Annotated in this window: 17 protein-coding genes; 10 read left to right on the forward strand and 7 right to left on the reverse strand. The window is 47.3% G+C overall.

Going from position 1 to position 21566, the window contains the following annotated elements; translation table 11 throughout:
- The first annotated feature begins 517 nt into the window (after positions 1-517).
- The gene (locus ACIDITHRIX25_RS74695; protein WP_201732820.1) at positions 518-1366 is read left to right on the forward strand and encodes an aldo/keto reductase; all 849 of its coding nucleotides are present in this window, start codon (positions 518-520) and stop codon (positions 1364-1366) included.
- 297 nt (positions 1367-1663) lie between these two features.
- On the opposite strand, the gene ACIDITHRIX25_RS74700 is transcribed toward ACIDITHRIX25_RS74695, so the two are convergent.
- Positions 1664-3241 carry a phospholipid carrier-dependent glycosyltransferase gene (locus tag ACIDITHRIX25_RS74700; protein ID WP_052604120.1) on the reverse strand — a complete coding sequence of 526 codons (1578 nt, stop codon included), beginning with the start codon at positions 3239-3241 and terminating at the stop codon, positions 1664-1666.
- A gap of 529 nt (positions 3242-3770) precedes the next feature.
- On the opposite strand from ACIDITHRIX25_RS74700, the gene ACIDITHRIX25_RS74705 reads away from it, so the two are divergent.
- Complete coding sequence (locus tag ACIDITHRIX25_RS74705) at positions 3771-5030, forward strand: MFS transporter (protein ID WP_052604119.1); 1260 nt, start codon at positions 3771-3773, stop codon at positions 5028-5030.
- A 54-nt stretch (positions 5031-5084) separates the two neighbouring features.
- On the opposite strand, the gene ACIDITHRIX25_RS74710 is transcribed toward ACIDITHRIX25_RS74705, so the two are convergent.
- The gene (locus tag ACIDITHRIX25_RS74710) at positions 5085-6554 is read right to left on the reverse strand and encodes a cation:proton antiporter domain-containing protein (protein WP_052604118.1); all 1470 of its coding nucleotides are present in this window, start codon (positions 6552-6554) and stop codon (positions 5085-5087) included.
- 430 nt (positions 6555-6984) lie between these two features.
- Between ACIDITHRIX25_RS74710 and ACIDITHRIX25_RS74715 the strand changes: the two genes are divergently transcribed.
- Entirely contained in the window at positions 6985-7920 is a 936-nt protein-coding gene (locus ACIDITHRIX25_RS74715; protein WP_052604117.1) for a COX15/CtaA family protein, read from the forward strand.
- Positions 7921-8032: 112 nt separating this feature from the next.
- Here ACIDITHRIX25_RS74715 and ACIDITHRIX25_RS74720 read toward each other — a convergent pair whose 3' ends face one another.
- The 4 genes from ACIDITHRIX25_RS74720 to ACIDITHRIX25_RS74735 all read right to left on the reverse strand — a co-directional run bounded on the left by ACIDITHRIX25_RS74720 (position 8033) and on the right by ACIDITHRIX25_RS74735 (position 12205).
- Positions 8033-8401, reverse strand: coding sequence for a hypothetical protein (locus ACIDITHRIX25_RS74720; RefSeq protein WP_201732821.1), 369 nt, complete (start codon positions 8399-8401; stop codon positions 8033-8035).
- Entirely contained in the window at positions 8402-8776 is a 375-nt protein-coding gene (locus tag ACIDITHRIX25_RS74725; RefSeq protein WP_201732822.1) for an HDOD domain-containing protein, read from the reverse strand. It abuts the gene before it with no gap.
- A gap of 48 nt (positions 8777-8824) precedes the next feature.
- Positions 8825-9277 carry an EAL domain-containing protein gene (locus ACIDITHRIX25_RS74730; protein ID WP_201732823.1) on the reverse strand — a complete coding sequence of 151 codons (453 nt, stop codon included), beginning with the start codon at positions 9275-9277 and terminating at the stop codon, positions 8825-8827.
- 1335 nt (positions 9278-10612) lie between these two features.
- Complete coding sequence (locus ACIDITHRIX25_RS74735; RefSeq protein WP_201732824.1) at positions 10613-12205, reverse strand: class I adenylate-forming enzyme family protein; 1593 nt, start codon at positions 12203-12205, stop codon at positions 10613-10615.
- Positions 12206-12604: 399 nt separating this feature from the next.
- Here ACIDITHRIX25_RS74735 and ACIDITHRIX25_RS74740 point away from each other — a divergent pair, with 399 nt between their 5' ends.
- Positions 12605-13924, forward strand: coding sequence for an MATE family efflux transporter (locus tag ACIDITHRIX25_RS74740; protein ID WP_201732825.1), 1320 nt, complete (start codon positions 12605-12607; stop codon positions 13922-13924).
- A gap of 163 nt (positions 13925-14087) precedes the next feature.
- Complete coding sequence (locus ACIDITHRIX25_RS74745; RefSeq protein WP_283770402.1) at positions 14088-14222, forward strand: hypothetical protein; 135 nt, start codon at positions 14088-14090, stop codon at positions 14220-14222.
- 87 nt (positions 14223-14309) lie between these two features.
- Here ACIDITHRIX25_RS74745 and ACIDITHRIX25_RS74750 read toward each other — a convergent pair whose 3' ends face one another.
- On the reverse strand, positions 14310-15719 hold the full coding sequence (locus ACIDITHRIX25_RS74750; protein WP_052606161.1) for a GH1 family beta-glucosidase: 1410 nt from the start codon (positions 15717-15719) through the stop codon (positions 14310-14312).
- A gap of 272 nt (positions 15720-15991) precedes the next feature.
- On the opposite strand from ACIDITHRIX25_RS74750, the gene ACIDITHRIX25_RS74755 reads away from it, so the two are divergent.
- From ACIDITHRIX25_RS74755 to ACIDITHRIX25_RS74775, 5 genes are read left to right on the forward strand one after another with little or no spacing between them, the layout of a single operon-like run.
- Entirely contained in the window at positions 15992-17056 is a 1065-nt protein-coding gene (locus ACIDITHRIX25_RS74755) for a LacI family DNA-binding transcriptional regulator (protein WP_052606159.1), read from the forward strand.
- A 43-nt stretch (positions 17057-17099) separates the two neighbouring features.
- A complete protein-coding gene (locus ACIDITHRIX25_RS74760; RefSeq protein WP_052606170.1) occupies positions 17100-18083 on the forward strand; it encodes an ABC transporter permease in 984 nt (327 codons plus the stop codon).
- On the forward strand, positions 18083-19237 hold the full coding sequence (locus ACIDITHRIX25_RS74765) for an ABC transporter permease (protein ID WP_052606158.1): 1155 nt from the start codon (positions 18083-18085) through the stop codon (positions 19235-19237). Before ACIDITHRIX25_RS74760 ends, ACIDITHRIX25_RS74765 begins: the two co-directional genes overlap by 1 nt.
- Positions 19237-20334 (forward strand): ABC transporter ATP-binding protein, encoded by a 1098-nt coding sequence (locus ACIDITHRIX25_RS74770; protein WP_052606156.1) that lies wholly within the window; start codon positions 19237-19239, stop codon positions 20332-20334. Before ACIDITHRIX25_RS74765 ends, ACIDITHRIX25_RS74770 begins: the two co-directional genes overlap by 1 nt.
- Positions 20331-21455, forward strand: a complete 1125-nt coding sequence (locus ACIDITHRIX25_RS74775; RefSeq protein ID WP_201732826.1) for an ABC transporter ATP-binding protein — start codon at positions 20331-20333, stop codon at positions 21453-21455. Before ACIDITHRIX25_RS74770 ends, ACIDITHRIX25_RS74775 begins: the two co-directional genes overlap by 4 nt.
- Positions 21456-21566 lie beyond the last annotated feature (111 nt).

Consider the following 21566-nt stretch of genomic DNA (forward strand, 5'->3'; position numbering starts at 1 on the left):
AGAGGAATTCAAAAAAATCCCAAGCGTCACCATGAGGTATAATCAGATCTGAATCAAGTGAGCATCAACTGATCGCTAGGGCCTAATCATGCTACCTATCGATCAAGTGAAACTAGCTAAAACCTAAACCCTAACCAACACCGCATCCAAAGGGCAATTCCGAACTAATCGTCAACTACAATTTTTAGCTTTACCAACCTCGTAATTCACAGAGCGATGAAATGGTAGCCATCTCTTGGGCCGCGCCAATTGGCCAAGGCATCGAACTCTCAATTGGGCCATTCACTTTAGCGCTCACAAAAAGAGCCACTATTCTAAAGGCAATAACGCGGTGGTTCTCGGAGCGTTTTAGCTAACCATTCGATCAAGATGATCAAATCGAAATCCAAAGAGGTTCAGACAAGGATCGCAATGGAAAAATCAGCCGTCAAAACACCTCCTTAGATGCATCTTTCCGAGAACGATTGCATAAAATAGGTAAATGATCCCTCAACTTCAATTTGGTAAAACAGGACATATGACCAGCCGAGTAATTTTCGGAGCGGCAGGATTGGGAGAATCCTCCCAGGCAACCGCCGATGCGACACTGGAGGTAATCCTCGCAGCTGGTATCAATCACATCGATACGGCGTCATCTTATGGAAACTCCGAAGAGCGAATTGCGCCCTGGATGAAAGACCACAGGAACAAATTCTTTCTAGCCACAAAGACTGGCGATCGAACCGGTGATGGAGCGCGCGCATCCCTTGAACGCTCCTTAGTTCGATTAGGCGTCGATCAAATCGACTTAATACAACTCCACAACTTGGTAGAAGAAGACGAGTGGAAGATAGCGCACTCCAAGGGTGGCGCCCTTGAAGCGTTGATAGATGCCCGTCAACAAGGACTGGTGAAGTACATTGGAGTCACCGGTCACGGAACCCGAATCCCTTCCATGCATATTCGATCACTAAGCGCCTACGACTATGACTCCATTCTCTTTCCCTACAACTACATGATGCTAACCAATCCTCAATATAAGAGTGATGTTGAAGAGTTGATAGAGATCGCAACGAACAAGAACGTGGCAATACAGACGATCAAGTCAATTGCTCGGCGCCGATGGAGTGACGACAATACCACCGATCGACGCTTTAGCTGGTATGAGCCGATAAAAGATGATGGAGCAATCAAAAGAGCCGTCGCATTTGTCCTGTCAAGGCCGAACCTCTTCCTAAATACATCTAGTGACTATTCGCTACTACCAAAGGTCATTGAAGCTGCAAACCACCTACCCAAAGATTTGGATCTAGTTGCTATCGAGGCTGACGCCCGAAGCCTTGAAATGGCTCCACTCTTTGACGGGAGCACCTTGGAGCTAATCTGACACATGCATCTACGGAAAGATTTTCAACTTTCCGTAGATGCTCTCAGGCCAGAAATGAGCCAAAAACCACCACAATTGCCAATTGGCCGGGGTGCCAAAACAGAACCCTTCGAAATTAGCCGCCTAAACATTGCTAGACAAGTGAACATAAAATGCAATAGTCATCATCCGATGGGTTTTCCATGCGAAACCTCTGTCATCTGTTTTTGAGTCATCGCCTTACATTTGCGTTTTGCCCATGACTCAAAAACAACGATTTAATTTGCTTAAAACAAGAGTGACACCAAAAAAAGAGCCCTACAACTTTGAATAGATCGTAATACCGAGGCTCTTATTGTAGGTAGATCTATAGTTTGCTCTTAGGTAACGCATCGCAACTGGTCCAACACCAGGATAAGCTCCACCTAGAACCACCGTCGTAGCAGAACGAAACCAACTCAAAACCATCTTTTGAAATGCGGGGTTAGAAGCGTCCGAAGCCACCCCGGATGCACCAAAATCAACTACACGCTCTTGGCCATTCCAATCCACGACATTAGGGCAGCCCTTAGTGAATGTAGTAAGCCTGTTCATCAAAATCATTACGGTAGGAACATCACTAACAACGCACCCTAAAGATTGAACCGCAGCCTTGGCAACCGGCGGAACAATCGGAGCGGCGGGGTTCTCGAAGATCCCCACGAAGTCACCTATGACCAATATCGCCAGCAACGCCCCAACAAAGACTTTTTGTGATTTAGCCCTATAACGCCGCCGTTGTTGTAGATCATCCAAGCCCAAGGGGGAGTTTGTGAAATACTCAAAGAGCCCAACGATGCCAAATGCGCAAAATGGTGCCACAAAACCGGCATAATGGTAATAGTAGGCCGGAGCCACCGCCAATATAGCCCCAACAATTAGGGTCGAGCCGATTCCAAATACCTCTATCGACTCCCAATTCGACGATCCAACGTTCTTGATAACCTTCAAACTAAGAGAAATGAAAGTCAAAAGAACCACAATTGCGACCAGCACCCCAACAACTTTGTCCCAATGATAGATATAGAGTTCAGACGATAGGCTAGAGATCCGCCCAAAGATAGTCAACCCGCTAAAACCTCGACGAGCTTGAGTAAATAGAATCTGGTTAAAGAACGAAAATGGCGAAGTTACAAGAAAAGGCGCGATCGGAATTAAAAAACCTAACCCGGTGGCCAAGACAAAGCGCAGACTCACACCAACAGAGCGTCTAAGAAGTATCACAGCGACAATCAGAAAAGGAAACACCGCCCATAGCTTGGTTGCTCCAGCTATGCCAAAGGAGATTCCACCTAAGCTCAGGCGCCACATCGAACTAGTAAGCTTCTGTTCCCAGAAGATTATCACTATTGCTATCAAGCAAAAAAGACAGAGAGCCGGCTCTATTAAAACGGTCTGGGCTGAGGTAATCGTCCCTTCGTAAAATGCCATTACCCCCATCCCCAGCAACAGGGAAGTAGTTTTTCGAGTCCTCAAAACCAACCCGACTAAGACTACGTTACAAAGTGGAATGAGATCGATAAAAGAACGTGCTACCTCCAGTCCAAACATAGTTCCGAAGTGGTTACCAAACCAGGTAGCAGGTAGAAGTAGATATAAAATGACCGGGGGCTGCAAAAAAGCAAAGTCCTTATAGGGAAGCACGCCATGGCCAAGATTCATCGCTGAAGCAAAATAAACACCGTCGTCGTATTCATCGACAGCTCCAATGTGGCCATGTAACATAAGCTGCAAAAGAAGAAGACTGCCAAGAACCAAAGTGATGCAACCAATCAACCAAAGCGGCTTCGCCTTGGGCTCAGAAAGATCACGCCTAGCATCGTTTGTCTTAGGTATTTTATTGAACCGTTGAATCATTTACGCCAAGGCTATTACCTGATTATTAAAGATAACCAACATTGCATCTTGCTCATTATCTCTTTAGACCTTGGTAGAGGCACCAGCCTCATTGCGATCATCAATCAATAGAAATAGGGTCAAAAGTAAGAAAAAATCTAAGTAATCTCTCCACGTGGCCCAGATAATCGAAGGGCCAACTAAGTTTCGTAATTAACAAAAATTGAAATGTATTAGAAAAAGACCGAGTACCTATCATTATCGAACTATCACCACCCAAAAAAATCAACAAATATCTATTTTTCAACCATATTTGCGGCCTCGCAAAGAAAGACGGCTGGAGCGACTATACAAGAGCTCGTTACTTCGATGCCCAAGCGCCAACGAGCCTTCGATGGACGTTCCACCAAAGGCTAACGCTTTCGACGATCTCCGATCTGAAGCCAATAAAGGCCAAAGTACTAGCCCATCGCCGATCCATCTACTCACAACGATCTCCCTTAGCACTTGAGCCCAAAATTATCAAGGGTTTTGGGCTCAAGTGAGATCGATGACAACAGAAAAATTTGCCGATCGGCTTTGGCAGCTACGAATCATCTACATTGCAAGAGCTCTAATGAGCACATCGCGGGTTATAGCGGCGATTGGCGTTCCGATCTACTTTGCAGCCAGCGGATTCTCAGCTACCAAGCTAGGAGTTGTCTTTGGGTTAGCTTCAATCTTTACCATGGTGACCTCCGCCATTATTGGAAGCATCTCCGACCGTGTTGGCCGTAAGATCTTCATGGTCGTCTACCCAATTGTGGTGAGTGTAACCCTCATCGTCTTTATCTCAACCTCGATCGCTTGGATATTGATCCTCTGTACCGTCTTGGGTAGCTTTGGTCGTGGCGGAGGAGCAGGCGCGGGCCAAGTCGGTCCGTATCAACCGGCCGAATCGGCCCTTTTAGCCGAAATTGCATCGACCAAAAGAAATGATGCTTTCGTAAAAGTTACGCAGATGACAGTAGTTGGCGCCTTGATTGGTTCAGCGGTCTCTGCCACCCTCTTTGGTTCACTGCATCCATCGCACCTAAATGGTGCAATAACAATCCCCTTTTCGATAGCTGCAATAGCTGCCCTACTAGGCGGATTGGTGGCCCTTTTAATCCAAGAAGAGAAAAAACCGACTAAAGATAAGGATTCCAAGGCGCCAAGGAGATCGTTACTTCCCCGCAACTCTATGGGATTGCTCTTTAGGTTGGCAATAACGAATTCTCTAAATGGCCTGGCCGTGGGGATGTTCGGACCGTTTTTGACCTATTTCTTTTTCGTAAAGTTCCACAGTACCCCAAATACAGTGGCAATTTTATATCTGATCACCAACGCCATAAGCCTCGGTCCAATTGGCGTAGCAACCACGCTGGCTGATCGCTACGGAAGTGTCAAGGTAACTACCATTCTACGTTTTGGTCAGGCACTTCTTTTGATCCCGTTTGCATATGCCCCCACCTTTTTGCTCGCTTCTATCTTCTACATAGTTCGCGCCACGGTTCAGCGCGCCGCCTTGCCGCTACGTTCGAGCTACGTTCAGAGCCAGGCCGACCCTAACGAACGAGCCCAAGTTGCCGCGCTGTCGAATATACCCTCTCAAATAGCCCAAAGCGCTTCGCCTCTCTTGGCTGGATACCTCTTTGACTCAATCTCATACGAGATGCCCTTTGTGGTTGGATCGATATTACAGTTTGTGAGTTCCATCTTTTATGTCCGCTTCTTTATAGATCGACCCCCTCCCGAAGAGATTGCAAACCCAGTCACCGACAGCGACTAAATACCAAAAGAAGCCACAAGGCACATAAAGACCGTAGGGGTATTGTCATTGATCTCATTCTTTATGTCGTTCAAAGGTTTCGACCAAAGCGTCATAGAGATAACTGTCACCAAGTATCAAAAGACTATCTCCCGCCAACAAAATCGTAGCTCCATTGACTGGGATCAACCCGCCATCACGAACAACCATCGAAATCCAAGCACCACCAGGAAAATTCATCACCTCTGAGATGGATGACCCATCTCCTAGTGAGTCTTTGGCCACAACCAACCTATGGACTCCATCGGGCTCATTCGCCAAACTGACGCCGATGGACCAGGGCTCTGGCTCAACGATACGCATCGGTACATAGAGAAGTCGCGCCACCATCGGTACAAAAGAACCCTGCACGACAACTGAGACGAGAACCACTATCACGATTATTCCAAAGAGGCGTGATGCTCCAGGAATGTGTGAGCTTAGAAGGTAACTCCCCAACAAGACAGGAACAGCGCCCTTCAATCCGGCAAATAAGACAAAGATGGATTGCTTAAAAGACAGCGAACTAGTCGCTAAAATCGGCCCGACAAAGAGTGGACGGACTAAAAAGATCAGTACCAGAGCGATTATCAGGCCAGGCAACCAGATATCCGAAGCCATCAATTGATGAAGATCGACCATCATTCCCAAAAAGAAAAACGCAACAATCTCGCCCAAACTCGCCAGCGCAGAGTGGAAGCGCACAATTTCACCCTTATAGGGAGCGCGCTCATCACCAATGATAATTCCTCCCAGAAAGACCGCCAAGAAGCCAGATCCATGAGCAATGGTTGCAGCTGCATAAATGATAAATATGAAAGTTAGGCTTCGAAGCGGATAGAGGCCCTCCTTTGGAAGCGGAATTGACCTCATAAAGACCAAGAGAAGGCGACCACCGACTATTCCCAAAAGCGCACCGACTGCCATTTGCAGTATAAAGTTACCTCCCACGCTCAAAAGAGAAGAAGCACCAACTCCCCCAGCGCCTATCAAAGCAACCATCAATGAAATTCCAACTGGATCATTGGCACCTGATTCACCCTCGATGAGATCCCCACTAATTCCGGAGATCTCTCTTTGACCCAACACTGAAAAGACCATAGCTGGGTCTGTGGGGGCAATCGCAGTTGCAATCAGACTCGCGGCATACCAGGAGAGACCAAAACTATAATGAATAAAGACGGCGCTGGCTATCGTCGTCAAAAAGGTACCAATAATTCCAACACCCAAGATGGGAATCAGTGCCGCCTTGACCTTGCTCCACCCGATGTGCATTCCGCCTTCAAAAAGAATGATAACAAGAGCCACTGTAACTACCTTTGAGATCAAACGTGGAGAAAGATAGACGAAGTGGGGCGCAAAGGTGGCGACAAGACTAGCGCCGACAAAGAAAAACGCTGGGGATGGTATTTTGATCAAGGAAGACAACCGGCTGGAGACAACTGCAAGTAGGCCCACGATCGAGACGATCAAAATCGTAATAGCAAAAGGAACGGTGTCTGACATAATTTCTCCTCGAGAACGAGTCCCCAACCTTGGAGACCTGTCGACCAGACTTCCCGACACGCCATTCAATACTCTAACATCGGATTTCAACAGGCATAACATGATATTTCCGCATAGAGATCTTTGGGTAACCCATCTCTCAAATGCAATACCAAAATAACGAATCGCTCACCGCAACTAGGGCCATAAGTACCTATTGAGGGCAAAATCAGCGCGCTAAAATCACCTCCTGACTCAATTCGACTGAAAACTTTCGAAATTAGATTTTCCATGCGAAAACTCCAATTAGAAGGCTATTCAAAGAAGCCAAATAGGGCATCGCCAAAAAATTAGCTTCAGCGGGATGAAAGATTAAGTTGGCTTAGCCTCTTTTGACAATGGGCGCTAAAGATCACCAAGAACCTATGGGTGAATCGACTAAACAAGGGAAATGAAATTGGCTGACAACATTCGCACTCGTACTTTAGCCCCAAAGTTGATGCCTTGGGTGGCCTTTACCACTACAGCTCTCACCTACGCGCTTGTAGGCCTCGGAAGTACGGTTCGAGTCACCAACTCGGGTATGGGATGTCCATCTTGGCCACTTTGTTATGGTCAAATCGGCCCAATCTTTAAATACCATCCGATCTTAGAGGAAAGCCACCGATACCTAGCGGGGATCGTCTCCATCTTCGTCTTTTCAACCCTGGCACTGGTCCTTGCCAATCGCGAAAGGGGACCTGTGCGCAAAGCAGCCCAGATAGCCGCAGGCTTAGTCGTCTTTCAAATCGGACTAGGCGGACTAACAGTTCTAGCGAGAAATGCACCCTGGACGGTCGCCCTTCATCTACTTACAGGACTGACCTTTCTAGCATCTACCACCGTTGTTTGCGTCCTAGGTTTCACCAAAGATCGATTCGAACACCTGTCCAGAGTGGCCCGACGTTGGGGAATGTGGTCGTTGGAAACTACACTCGCACTTTTATTCTCTGGGAGTTTGGTAGTTGGCTCCGGCGCGGGAGCTGCGTGTCCAACCTGGCCAGTATGCTTTGCGAATGGTCCAGCTCGCCTAACTGCCATAGCGCTCTTTCACCGTATGATGATGGGAGCCTCAGCAATTGTCATCGTGGCCTTCGTCGTTGCTGCTTGGTCTAGCGCCGACAAAAGGTGGAAGATGCGTTCCAAATTCCTAGTCATCCTCTTAGGTGTCGTAGCCGCCGTCGGCGCCGGCGTGGCATTGAGTAAATCAAACCCTGTCTGGGCCGACATCCACCTCGGAGTCGCCGCTGCCCTTTGGGTGACGCTGACCGTACAAGTATGGACACATGGCCTCGGTGCTAAAACTATCAGTTCTACAAAAGTAGCCGATGAGCTCACTCCCAAATAAGAGATAAACCCAAGGCGCACAAAAGATCCAATTGGGCTGATCCTTCAAACATGGCGAAACGGAATAAGACTAAAGCCGATCGTTCGACTTTAATATCTGACCATCTTCCTCTTTAGATCGCCAGGCAGATAGGCCTCGAAGGACAACAAAGTGAGTTTTCACTAAGGCGCACTTTCGAGGAGTTAGCCTCCCAAAGCGACGATACCAGCTGATCCGCTAAAGCTATAACGTCCAGATACGCCTCCTGCAACACCTCTAGGGGCATTCCAACTCCCTCTTGTGCAATCATCTCAAAGATCATGGAGGAGACAACGCCTTCCTGAATCAAGATAGCCTCCTCCAGGATCTTACCCAATAACCCTTCATAACTCAAAATTGCACTCTTGAGCACTAAGTCAACGGGCAGATCAGCAAGAATCACCTCTACTGAAATACCCAAAAGAAGGTCCAATGCAGAAAGCATACCTATCGTATATGCCACCTATGCACTTTGTAGTAATAGAAGTAGCGTTAGACTTTCGCAAAGCTTCGCACGCAAAAGTGCTGAATTAAACTGCGCTTCAAATGAGTCGATTGGATCCGAAAGCGATAATAGCATCACCCAATCTTTTAGTTTGCGCCAGCCAACCAAAGTAATGGCCTCTCGCAAAGATCTCACTCTTCGAGCTAAGCCGTTCGAACTACCATCTGCTGCAACCTTTAGAAGTCGATGAGCCAACGACGGATCGTTGCGCACCACAGCCTCAATCTCGTTCAACGAAGCATCAGGAGAGTCCAGCCTTGTGAACAACCTCGCGTTAGCGATGGCAGTTGGCTCAATGGTCCGACCTTCAATAAGCGATGGCAGTTGGCTCAATGGTCCGACCTTCAATAAGCGATGGCAGTTGGCTCAATGGTCCGACCTTCAATAAGCGATGGCAGTTGGCTCAATGGTCCGACCTTCAATAATGGTGGGACGAGAAAGCGCATAACGCTGAAACAGGTCAAAACCCAAATCATCACATCGCTCAATCTCAGCCCAGGTCTCTACCTTTTCAGCCAACAAGGAGATGTTATAGTCCTTAAACCTCTCGATCAGAGACCTAATCTTATCGTTAGCGACCTCTCGAATATCAATCTTGACGTAGGTGCAAAAAGAAATAAGTGACTCAAATCGCTCATCCCATTCAACCACGCCATCTAGAGCGAATTTGAACTCCTTCTCCGAAAGTATCCTGCAAACATCCAAGATTAAGTCCTCAGCCTCAACCGTTTCAAGAATCTCAATGACCGCTCGGTCCGGCTCAAAGATAATCGGCATATCGCCTACCAAAAGTGCACGATCTGCATTTATAAAGAGCGGCCTACCGTTCGACATTTGCTCGAACCCAATGGTATGAGAGTTCAGCATCAAATCCGCGCTTATAGTCGAATCCAATTGGTCCACGAAGCTTAGATCGTGGCCACTACGTCGAAAAAGAATCTCATAGGCAACTGTCTTTAGGCTATCACCATAAATTGGTTCACGTCCTAAAAAACACTGCTACTCGTGGGTTGCTACCCAAATAAATTAAGGTCGTTGCCTCACGCCTCGTAAGCCCATATCGGCAATACCACCTAAACCCTATAGTGAAAACTCCATAGTCGTCGAAGATACATATCATTCCAAAAAAAAATTCAAATTATCGAATAGTTCAATATAAAAATAATGCCTATAGCTATCTAAAAGATTAAACGAACTCAATAATAAATTGCTTCATTCATACTAATGGCGACAAACGAAGTCATCGATGCCTCACTATCAAGAGATGCAACTGCAATTAAAGTATATATCTGAGTCTAGGCTCTAATGGCCAGTGTAGCTTAGGCAAAAAAACCTAAAATAGGAGAGGAATAAGGCAAAGACCACCAAAGAGCCAACTATATAATAACTACTAGCTAAATTTAACTAGCCCATTAAAGAATGTCCTCGAGTTATTCAAAAAGATAAAACACATAGTTTCAAGCAATATACCTTGATCAAAGATGAAGATCAACAAACTAGATACCGTTCTTATTTGCTCAAGCTACCGATAGATAAATATGAGAGCGCATCCAAGACAGTCCAGAGCGATCAATCTTCAAGCATAAGCTTCCAATCAATGCGAGTCACCTTCGTACCGCATAGTTATGCGGCATAACTATGCGGTCTAGGGCCTCTGCCAATGATGCACCATGGGTTGCTAGCAGATTAGATGAGCTATGAGCTACATGTCGCCGAAGCTAAAAGGGCCAAATTGCGCACTGAGGATCAAAGCAAAATTGAAAGATAGGCGAATCGCCCTACCGTCTGATATGGCTTTATAGTTGCCGAGATTAGGCAATCTAAACAAACGATCTGATAAAAATGCACCAATCTCTCAGGTAACAGTAACGATCAGATGCCCGATAGATGACAAACTAGATAACATGCTTTTGCATTTCGCATAAACCGCATAATCAACGATGCAGTTACCAACGATGCTGAATCCGAAAAACAATTAAGATAGAGAATTACCGATTCAATAGATTACAAAAGCGACTATTATTACTAACTCATTCTTATCACGCTTGCAAATTTGCTAATCAATTCAGCATTAGCCTATAAAATTTAACTATGCGAATCAAAAATAAAATTAGCACATTTTTGGAATTAGCCAAGATAAATTAGCAGTCCAAAAAGATAAAAGAATAATTATTTTTCCTCATAATGGGCAGAATATTGACGTCTGAGCAGATTTTTTTGAACCTTACCTGTCGAGGTTCTCGGTAGCTCACTAACTATTTCAATTGACTTTGGAGCCTTGAATCCATCAATTTTATCCTTGACTCGAGCCAATATCTCAGTCGGATCTAGATCTTGACCATTCTTTGGAACTACGAATGCGGTGATTGCTTCGCCCCATCGGCCGTGGGGCAAGCCCACCACCGCCGCCTCGGCTATCTGGTTTGAACTTGCATAGATAGCCTTTTCGACCTCGATAGATGAGACGTTCTCACCACCTGATTTAATTACATCTTTAAAGCGATCCTCAAACCACAAAATACCATCTTTATCGAAGTAGCCGCTATCACCTGAATGGAACCATCCGCGATCAAATGCCAGCTCAGTTGCAGAGGGATTATGGAGATATTCAGTCATGGTTTGGGGTGATCGATAGACAATTTCACCCGAAGAGCCATTCGGTAGCAAACAACCGCTCTCATCCATAATTGCGACAGCCACATTTATTTGGGGAGTTCCAACCGCTCCCGAATGACTTAGTTGATGCTCTGGTCTGAAGATAGTTGTCACCGGATTCATCTCGGTCTGGCCAAATCCGAGGGCAAAATCACAGCCCAGCACCTCAATACATTGGCGCAAAAGAGTATCAGGCATTGGTGCCATCGCATAAATAGCAAGACGAAGCGAGGATAAATCGGTCTGGCTTATCGAAGGGCAATCCAGCAGTTCGCGAAACATAAAAGGTAAGCCAAAGAAGACTGAGACCTTTTCCCGCTCAATAGCTGATAGTAAAGCCTCGGCGTCAAAGCCCCGAAGAAGTACTATTGTCGCTCCAACAACAATTGCAGGTGTGCACTGACCATTGAGTTGTGCAGTATGAAAGAGAGGCATCATGGCTGCCAATACATCGTCATGTGAAAATCTATCTTCGACGCATACTCCCAAAGACTCTAAGTAGACTGCCAAATGAGAAGAAACAACCCCCTTGGGAGCAGAAGTAGTTCCAGAGGTATAAAGGTAACTTATTGCAGCTCGATCTGCAATTAGCACCTCAGGTTCGAGCCCCTCAAATTCCCCTATTACTGCCTCAAACGAATGCCAATTGCGCTCGCTGAGATCTCCGACGTTTTGAAGATCACCAGAGTGAACCACAACAATCTCATAAATCTCCTCGCAAGACGGCAATACGACATTAGCTAGCTTTAGAAATTGTTCTTCGATCACAATAGCTTTAGCACCAGAGTGATTTAGCACATATTCAATCTCGCCACCTTTCCATCCCAAGTTGATGGGTACACAGACGACACCCACCTTCGCGCAGGCAAAGTAGGAGATCAGAAATTCAGCGCAATTTCCTGCCAATATCGCCATAGAGTCACCGACTTGAAGGCCCAAGGAGCAAATAAAGTGAGAGAACTTATTTACTAAGTCATTCAGTTCATAGTAGGTAAATTGCCTCGGTCCATCGACTATAGCAACTTTATTTGGATATCGCCATGACGTTCTGGTCAAAGAGTCGCCCACATTTATACGTTGAATTAGATTCAGCTCAAGTTCGTTCATCTAAAAACCTCACTCTGGATCGATCACATGCTAAAAATAGACCTGTTATCACCAAAGATAACACTTCGAAGAGCCTGCAGTGGATAAAACCAGTCCTGATCATGACTCGATCAAGGCAACCGAAGTATCACCTTTACTTAGGAGCAAAGATGTGCCAAAGCTAAGGGGTGAAATCTCATCGATTGTACTTCTTGACAAGAAGAGATGGTACCAAACGGAAAAACTGATTCTTGATCTCTTTATTGATGCTTAATCTTCATAGAAGCTTGAACGATCTAGCTATCCTTTCAACGCGGGAAACCAACCCCAGAAATTCTTACGCCCGCTAAAGCCACTAAGGTGGTCACCCTATGACGGCTGTCTTGGACCAAGAGATCTTGTGACTCGTATAATAATTAGATGGAAATCGACCAAAAATGGCGTCAGGTAGCCAAAATTGGCCTTCCCTCCTTGGGTTCTGTATTACTTGAACCGATCCTAGGGGCCACCGACTTAGCCATGGTTGGCCACGTTTCACCTCTGGCGCTTGGTGCCTTAGGCCTGGCCATAAGTGCCATTAACTTCATTACTGTTCCGCTGGCTTCAATAGCATTCGCCTTGACGTCAAGGGTAGCCCGCCTCTCAGCCAAGGCCGATCCCAATGATTTGGCGGCCTTCGCAACGACAGCGACTATCGCTCTCTTCTTGGCCGGAGTGGTATTGGCGTTGTTACTGGTTGCAATCGTCCCACTTGTGATCTCAGCAGCTACAACCAATCCAACCGTGCGCCACTTTGGAATAATCTATCTAAGAATCTCAGTCTTTAGCCTCCCCTTCTACCTCGGATCCCAGGCAGTAGCCGCATATCTAACGGGCCTTGGAAGAACAGGAAGGGCTTTCATCGTCGAAGGAATCGTAGTAGTTGTAAATATCGCAGCTGAAGCGATATTTATCTTCGGATTTTCTATGTCAGTAGTTGGATCGGCTCTCGGTTCGCTCATTGCACAATTGCTTGGCGCTATTTTGTTCTCCTTTTCAATCCAGATAAAAGGCCTCAGATGGACTAGCACCATCGCCGCACTCGCAAACTTCATTCGGGAATTCTACAAACTTGGCGTCTCTCTCATCTCAAGGACACTCGCACTCATGGGCGCCCTCTCGGGATCGATCTACTTCGCCTCTTACTTTGGAACGAGCGATCTCGCCTCATTTCAGATTGGCCAGACCATATGGCTTTTATTCGGACTTTCCTTTGACGCAATTGCGGTTCCAGCCCAGGTAATGGTCGGCCAATGGCACGGACTCTCGGCTTGGAAGGAGATCAGAATTTGGTCCAGAAAGCTCATATTGCTTGGCCTTTTTGCAAGTGTAATAATCGCATTCGCAATGGTTATATTTAGCGCTTTCCTCGCCAAAGTATTCACTTCATCACCAGCACTAATTCCATCGGCAAAAAGGGCGATCTATGTCGTAGCTGCGCTAATGCCCCCAACCGCCTTGAGCTTTACACTTGATGGTTTAGTAAGCGGCACAGAAAGCTTCAACCTGCTTCGAAATGCCATGATCGTTGCGTTGTTAGCAATGGTCGTGGTCGACATGGTCCTTATCGTCTTCCATGTCCATATCTCTCAAACTATCATCTGGTTGCCCTTTGCAATCTGGATAACAGTTCGGGGAATCACGGTCCTTTTAGCTTGGAGAGCACTAATACGCCAAAACCTCCTAGGAAAGACCGCCTAAGGAAAGACCGCCCCAAAACGAGACGCTATGGCAACACTGCAGCTGATAGCTTTCCTCGCAAAACCTCATAAGTCCAAACCTAAGGTGAGTTGGCACGATCACAAAACTCACCTGTGGCCCCCATTCATGGAACCAATATTTATATTGGTTCCAATCAGAGGAGGTGCATACAGAGAAGATTCATGAAGCGGAGATTCACCTAGAGACGAGCTCTGCAAGAAACGGACGACTTCGGCTCAGCTTAGGTCGGCTCAGCTTAGGTCGGCTCAGCTTAGGTCTGATCAGCGGGTCGCCGTAAAAGAACCCGTCCGATGAGTCAACGACCGACCGCCAAAGAGAGCGTAACTAATTTTCAATCGTTCACTCGCTTTGGATCGACAGGAAGCTACTTCGGAAAGCCACCCTCTGAAATTACGTTCTTGTACCAATGGAAGCTATCTTTTTTGACTCTCCTGCCGGTATCATAGTCAACCCAAATGATACCAAATCGCTTGGAAAAGCCATAGCTCCACTCAAAGTTGTCCATCAAACTCCACAAAAAGTATCCCTTTACGTCAACACCACTTTCAATGGCCTGGTGAACCGCCAAAAGATGGTCGTGAACGTATTCAATTCTCTCTGGGTCTTTAACGCTTCCGTCGGAACCCACGTAATCATCGTTGGCTCGTCCATTTTCGGTGATAAAGATCGGAAAGCGACCATAGTCATCTCGCACGCGGACTAAAAGCTCTCGAAGTGCATCGGACTCTACTTCCCAGCGCATTGGAGTTCGAGGGACACCAGGGCGGCCAACACCGATAGCACCCATATCACGATCAACAAGGTTTGGAGCCTTGCTATCATCAACTAGATAACCAGCAATTCGCGCTTGATCGATTCGATCTCGTGATGCAATCGTGCTTGGAGCATAAAAATTGATACCGAGAAAATCTATTGGTGTGGAGATTGTAGCCAAATCACCCTCATGTATCTCAGGCATGATAGCGCCGTAGTGCTGCGCCATGTCATTCGGGTATGCACCTTTGAAAATAGGATCCAAGAAGATTCGATTAGCGTTACCGTCTGCCAATCTTGCTGCAGTCAAGTCCGCCTCATCAGAACTCGCCGCTCGGATATTGGCTAGATTGAGAGTAATGCCGACATTTGAAGTCGAGTGCTCTCGTATTGCCCCAACCGCTAAACCATGGCCAAGTAGGAGATGGTGTGTAGCAGCCACCGCGGCCGCCAAATCTTGGTCTCCCGGGGCATGTACACCAATGCCATATCCTAGCCAAGCTGAGCACCATGGCTCATTTAGAGTAATCCAAGAACCAATAGAATCCCCTAATGCCTCTGCAACGATCGAGGCATAGTCGCTGAAGTAGTAAGAAGTATCTCTGACCCTCCAACCACCAGCGTCCTCTAGCGGTTGAGGCAGGTCCCAGTGGTAGAGAGTCGCCACTGGCGTAACTCCCTTTTCCCGCAGGCCTTCGACGAGTCGACGATAAAAGTCAAGTCCTTCGTGATTTAGAGGCCCTTTCCCAGTGGGTTGAATACGTGGCCAAGCAATGGAAAAACGATACGCCTTCAACCCTAAATCGCTAATCAGCTCAAGGTCTTCGCCGTAGCGATTGAAGTGATCACAGGCTACATCGCCATTATCGTCATTGTGAACCCGGCCAGGGGTATGTGAAAAAGTATCCCAAATCGAGGGGCCTCTTCCCCCTTCACTGATTGCACCTTCGATCTGATAAGAGGCGGTCGCAGCACCCCAGATGAAGTCCTGTGGAAAATTAGTTTGCCTGTCCTGGGGCACTTCGTCTCGCTTTCAATTTTTCAGCAGATTACCTAGTGGTAAATCTACCGCGTTATCTTTCTATGAATTTAAGATAGCTTATTTTTGTAAGCGCTTACAGTATTTCTTAATTTTTTTTTCCTAATCGGCTTGACTACCCATATCCGCGATGTTATAGTCCTTGTAAGCGCTTACAGTAAACAACATGTTTCGTGTTCGTTTACGATAACGCAAATGTATCAAACGTTTCGGTACCAAATGGGGATTGGGTACGGACTGCGGTGGGGGTGAAAATGGATACGGAAAATACTGCTTCGTCGACGTCGACTTCAACTATTTACGACGTAGCCAAGCTCGCTGGAGTCTCCATTGCCACAGTTTCACGCGCGCTAAGTGGCAATGGTCAGCTAAAGCCAGCAACTCGCGATCTCGTTCTTGCCACAGTCAAAGAGCTACGTTTTGTACCAAACAACTCGGCACGAGGTCTCTCAAGTGGATCCAAAAAGGTGGTTGGACTTCTCTTTGTAAGAACGCCTTCCGAAGATTTCTTAGAGATCGTTCAAGAGAGCCTCCTCTTTACCGACTCTGTAATTAGAGGAGCCGAACGCACGGCTTCCGACAACGGCTATTCTCTCCTTTTAGGCGGAGTTAGTGGCTTCAAAGACGACGAAATAATCAATAAGATGATCTCCAATTGCGATGGACTGATTCTTTTGGATCGCACGGTAACTGATCGCAAAATTCCCGAAATTGCAAAACGCATTCCAACCGTCCTTCTAGCCGGTAGCGGTAAATCGCGCTCGGCTATGACGGTGCGTGTAGACAACCACAACGCGATGTATGATCTTGCTCGTCACTTGGTAGAAGTCCATAAACTAAATCAACTAGCATTTCTGTCCGGATTCGCAAACTCTCCTGACTCTCAAGCACGTCGTCAAGGCTTTGTTGAAGGAGCCATGTCCGTGGGCGCCACCGTCGAAGAAGATCCACTTTGGATCTCCGACTACACCTCCTCTGGGGCTGTGGCAGCGATCGAAAAACGTCTAGCGAAATCTAGCCGACTACCACAAGCAGTCGCGTGCGCCAACGATCAAGCCGCCATCGGGGCGATTCATGCCCTAAAGGGAGCAGGTTTAACTGTAAGTCGCGACATTGCAGTCACCGGTTTCGACGACATCTCAGTGGCACGACACGTTCATCCGCCGCTGACAACGATTCGCCAACCAATTCAACAGCTTGGCTCAGCTGCCGTAGATGCACTCTTGGGTGTCGTTGGCTCACAAAAGAAGATTCCTCCCATCAATACAGTTCTTCCAACTCAAATCGTCTATCGCCAAAGCTGTGGCTGCGAGCAATGACAATGACCACTCTCTTATATCAAGGTTCGGTGAAATAAAGCAAATGAGATTTTTAGCACGCAGGCTTGGCTTTTATGTTGTTGCGCTATTTGCGGCACTAACAATAAACTTCTTCATACCGCGTTTTCTTCCAGGAAATATCGTCGAATCGATGATGGCAAAGTATCCGTCACTCAAGCCATCGGCGCAACGCGCCCTTGAAATCCTCTTTGGAATCGGTCATAATGGTTCGCTCTTGCATCAATATATCACCTACTTGGGACAGATTTTCACCGGAAATCTCGGCCTTGACCTCCTGCAATTTCCAATCCCAGTCATCGACATTATAAAAAATGCACTTCCTTGGACTCTGGTACTAGTTGGTACAGCCACGGTCATTAGTTGGGTCCTGGGCACGGGCCTTGGAATCATAGCTGCTTGGCGCAGAGGCGGAAAGCTTGATCAACTCCTACCGGCGCTGAGTTTCCTCCAAGCGACCCCGTATTTCTTTTTAGCACTTATTCTGGTTTGGCTATTGGCACTAAGATTCCACGTTCTACCAGCGCAACAGGGCTTTTCGAATGGTTTGTCGATAGGGTTCAACTGGGCTTTTATACTAAGTGCGGCCCGTCACTCCTTATTACCAGCCCTCACCATCGTGCTCACATCGACTGCTGGCTGGATGCTCCAGATGAGAAACGTTATGATCACCACAATCGGTGAAGACTACGTCCTAGCTGCACAGGCAAAGGGCCTCTCGCCCAAAAGAGTGGTATTTACCTACGCAGCTCGAAACGCGATTCTACCTAGTATCTCTGGATTCGCTCTGGCTTTAGGCTTTGTCGTCTCGGGAACGCTACTCATGGAGATCGTCTTCAACTACCCCGGCATTGGGCTTACCCTCTATAACTCGGTAACCTCAAACGACTTTCCTCTCACACAGGGCATCTTCCTAATAATCTCTCTAACGGTACTTGCCGCTAATATCTTGGCGGATGTCTTATATGTAATAGTCGACCCCAGGTCAAGAACAAGGGCGGTGGCGTGATGTCAAAGGTCGAAAGTCCGCGATTGATAGCTCAAGGAGCTATCAAAAAGAAAAAGCGAACGATGCCTTCAATTCTAATGAATACAAAGGCAAAGGTTGGAGCGGTAATAATCGGGGTCTTCGTGGTGATCGCGATCATAGGGCCAATATTGGCTCCATATAATCCATCCACACAAAACACCCAGGCGAATCTCTCTGTAGCTGCGCCTAGCCTCAGTCACCTCTTTGGTACCGATCAACTCGGTCGCGACGTCTTTTCTCAAATACTCGTTGGAACAAGAACTACCATGGTTCTTGGCCTTGTAACTGGAATTATTGCCACCGCCCTGTCGATCATAATCGGAGTATCCGCTGGCTTTCTTGGGGGTCTATGGGATGAATTTCTCTCACTTTTCTCCAATGTCTTTCTGGTAATTCCAGCTTTGCCACTTCTCATCGTTGTTCTAGGTGAGTTTCCAGGAAAAGGTGAGACACCGACGATCATACTTCTCTCTCTCTTGGGATGGCCGTGGGGTGCCCGTGTCATAAGAGCCCAAACACTCTCGCTACGAAGTAGAGACTTCATAGCGGCCTCACGGGAGACCGGTGAAAAAACTTGGAGAATCATCTTCTTCGAGGTCATCCCAAATGAGGTGAGCCTAATTGCTGCAAGCTTTGTAGGTACAGTCCTCTATGCCATAGGCGCTTCAGTTGGCCTTGACTTTTTAGGGGTAGGCAATACAACTATCTGGAGTCTGGGAACGATCCTCTACTGGGCGCAGAACGGAAATGCACTTCAACTTGGAGCATGGTGGTGGTTTGCAATTCCGGGAGTATTCGTAGCTCTAATCGGAACTGGGCTGGTACTTTTGAACTTCGGTTTAGACGAATTGGGAAATCCACGCCTTAGGGATGCAGCAACTCAAACACGAATCAATGGCAAGATCTGGAGACCTGCCGACCCAACACCGGTAATGCGATCACACGTTGATAACAAAGGGACAAAAGATCAAAGAAGAAGCCCCAAGGCCAATCTCACCGAAGATCCGGTCCGTTTGAATCAGGTTCATTCTAGTAACGGCCATCTTGGTCAAAATTCTATGGGTTCCACAACTGTTGAAAATCAGGTCCGCCACAACAGCTCTACCCTCTCCTTAGATCAGGAAGGACAATAATGATCGACGATCAGCTACCTAAAGGGTATGATTCAAAGCCACGCTCGGAATCAAATGGGGATGCCTCGCAACCGGTCCTAGAAATAAAAGGGTTTTCGGTCGCATATCGCTCTCGTGGAGGCGACGTAAAAGCCGTTGAAAACGTCGATATCACCATCAACCGTGGCGAAGTAGTCGGCCTAGCAGGTGAATCGGGATCAGGCAAATCCACTTTAGCCTATGGAGCATGTCGGCTACTGAGGCCACCTGCGGTGATCACGGCCGGCTCGGTGAGATATAACGGTAGAAGATCAAACTATACCCCTGTAGAACTGTTGGATCTGGACCGCGATCAGCTACGAAAGCTACGATGGCGAGAGATATCGATAGTCTTTCAAAGTGCCATGAACGCACTCAATCCAGTACTTCGAATTCAAGATCAGCTCATAGACGCAATGGACGTCCATTTGGATCTCTCCAAGGACGAAAAGCTAGACAAGGTCGTCTCGGTCTTAGATATGGTTGGCATTCCTCGAGATCGTCTCCGCAGTTATCCTCATGAGCTCTCGGGTGGCATGCGTCAAAGAATTGTCATAGCCATGGCCCTAACTGTCGATCCGGAATTGGTAATTATGGATGAACCAACTACGGCTCTTGATGTCGTGGTGCAACGCGAAATTCTCTCTCAGATCGTTGAGCTCAAAGAGCGCCTTGGTTTTTCAGTCCTATTCATCACCCACGACCTCTCATTGATGATGGAGATCGCAGATCGAGTTGCGATCATGTACGCTGGCCAATTGGTTGAGGTAGGACAGAGCACAGACATCCACCATCAGCCCGCACATCCATACACGCAGGGCCTTTTGAACTCTTTTCCATCGCTTAGAGGACCAAAGCGAACATTAGCTGGGATACCTGGAGTAACTCCAGATCTAAGGGATCTACCTCCTGGCTGTCCCTTTATTCCACGGTGCAAATTTGCAAAGCCTGATTGTACCAAGGTGGAGATGCGCCTTGAAAAGGTGGAAGGAATCCTTGGAGGAAAGCACTTTAGTGCATGTCCGATTGTCATTGCAAACAATTTTAAACCATCAGAGACTGAAAGGGCACATGCGTGACAAAAGAAACTCACACAAAACCAGCTGTCTCAAAGTTGGACTCTGAACCGATTGAATCGTACGAAGTAGCCTCTGCTGCTGCAAGTCGTGGGCCATTAGTTATGCGTGCCGAGGGCATCTCGAAGGACTATCGAATCTCACGAAAAGCTGAAGGTGTCATCTCCGCTGTAAAAAATGTGAACCTAGCCCTCTATGCACGGGGCGTGGTTGCAGTCGTAGGCGAATCCGGCTCAGGAAAGTCCACTATTGCCAAGTTGCTATCTGGCCATGAAAAACTCACCAAAGGCAAGATCTTCCTCGACGGCGCTGAGATCCAAGTTGGAAATCGATCTGATTTCCGCCGTTTCAAGAGCGATGTCCAGATGGTATTTCAAGATCCATTTGCCTCTTTGAATCCAGTACATACCATTCGATACCACCTCGAGCGACCGGTGAAACTTCATCAAAAAACCAAAGGGGCAGAGGTAGAGACAGAGTTGCTGGGTCTAATCAACCAAGTCAAGCTCACCCCGCCAGATCAATTCTTAGCCAAGTATCCTCATGAGCTCTCGGGCGGCCAGCGCCAACGCGTCTCAATCGCTCGTGCTCTCGCCGCGCACCCAAGAGTCTTGCTTGCAGATGAACCCGTTTCCATGCTTGACGTCTCAATTCGTCTAGAGATATTGAGTCTGCTTGATGATTTACGAGAACGGCTCAACCTCGCAATGCTCTATATAACACACGATATAGCATCTGCACGCTACTTCGCCGATGAGATACTGGTAATGTATGGTGGCGAAATAGTCGAACGTGGCCCAGCTGAAGAGGTGACTCAAAAGCCCCTTCATCCCTATACCCAGCTTTTGGTCTCATCGTCTCCAGATCCCGACGACCTTGGATCCACCCTAAAGACAGGTGCCACAACTGTAGCTCGGCAAGCCGGTAGCGCCCTCACAAATAGCGTCGGATGCCGCTTTAGCGATCGCTGCCCCTTCGCTGATGATAAGTGTACGTCGGCTAGTCCGCCTCATGTAATGGTCGGTTCAAATAGATCAGCCGCATGCTGGCACTTAGACAAAGCGGTGCCCATAATTCATCTAGACGCCAGAAAGGAGACCGTCTCAGATACAAATAAAAGCTAAAGAAATCACACGGTTTAATCAAATAATTTGTGCGCCTCCGGTGGGGCCGAGCGGCGCACTATCAAACGACAAGTCATTTGACATTCAAAATGAAAGGCTAGCAGACGCTCT

This window comes from Acidithrix sp. C25 (assembly GCF_904848545.2).

What these genes read in the sequence shown, in the direction of transcription:
- ACIDITHRIX25_RS74695 (WP_201732820.1), top strand. Translation starts at nt 518, where the DNA reads ATGACCAGCCGAGTAATTTTCGGAGCGGCAGGATTGGGAGAATCCTCC.
- ACIDITHRIX25_RS74700 (WP_052604120.1), bottom strand. Translation starts at nt 3,241, where the DNA reads ATGATTCAACGGTTCAATAAAATACCTAAGACAAACGATGCTAGGCGT.
- ACIDITHRIX25_RS74705 (WP_052604119.1), top strand. Translation starts at nt 3,771, where the DNA reads ATGACAACAGAAAAATTTGCCGATCGGCTTTGGCAGCTACGAATCATC.
- ACIDITHRIX25_RS74710 (WP_052604118.1), bottom strand. Translation starts at nt 6,554, where the DNA reads ATGTCAGACACCGTTCCTTTTGCTATTACGATTTTGATCGTCTCGATC.
- ACIDITHRIX25_RS74715 (WP_052604117.1), top strand. Translation starts at nt 6,985, where the DNA reads ATGAAATTGGCTGACAACATTCGCACTCGTACTTTAGCCCCAAAGTTG.
- ACIDITHRIX25_RS74730 (WP_201732823.1), bottom strand. Translation starts at nt 9,277, where the DNA reads ATGTCGAACGGTAGGCCGCTCTTTATAAATGCAGATCGTGCACTTTTG.
- ACIDITHRIX25_RS74735 (WP_201732824.1), bottom strand. Translation starts at nt 12,205, where the DNA reads ATGAACGAACTTGAGCTGAATCTAATTCAACGTATAAATGTGGGCGAC.
- ACIDITHRIX25_RS74740 (WP_201732825.1), top strand. Translation starts at nt 12,605, where the DNA reads ATGGAAATCGACCAAAAATGGCGTCAGGTAGCCAAAATTGGCCTTCCC.
- ACIDITHRIX25_RS74755 (WP_052606159.1), top strand. Translation starts at nt 15,992, where the DNA reads ATGGATACGGAAAATACTGCTTCGTCGACGTCGACTTCAACTATTTAC.
- ACIDITHRIX25_RS74760 (WP_052606170.1), top strand. Translation starts at nt 17,100, where the DNA reads ATGAGATTTTTAGCACGCAGGCTTGGCTTTTATGTTGTTGCGCTATTT.
- ACIDITHRIX25_RS74765 (WP_052606158.1), top strand. Translation starts at nt 18,083, where the DNA reads ATGTCAAAGGTCGAAAGTCCGCGATTGATAGCTCAAGGAGCTATCAAA.
- ACIDITHRIX25_RS74770 (WP_052606156.1), top strand. Translation starts at nt 19,237, where the DNA reads ATGATCGACGATCAGCTACCTAAAGGGTATGATTCAAAGCCACGCTCG.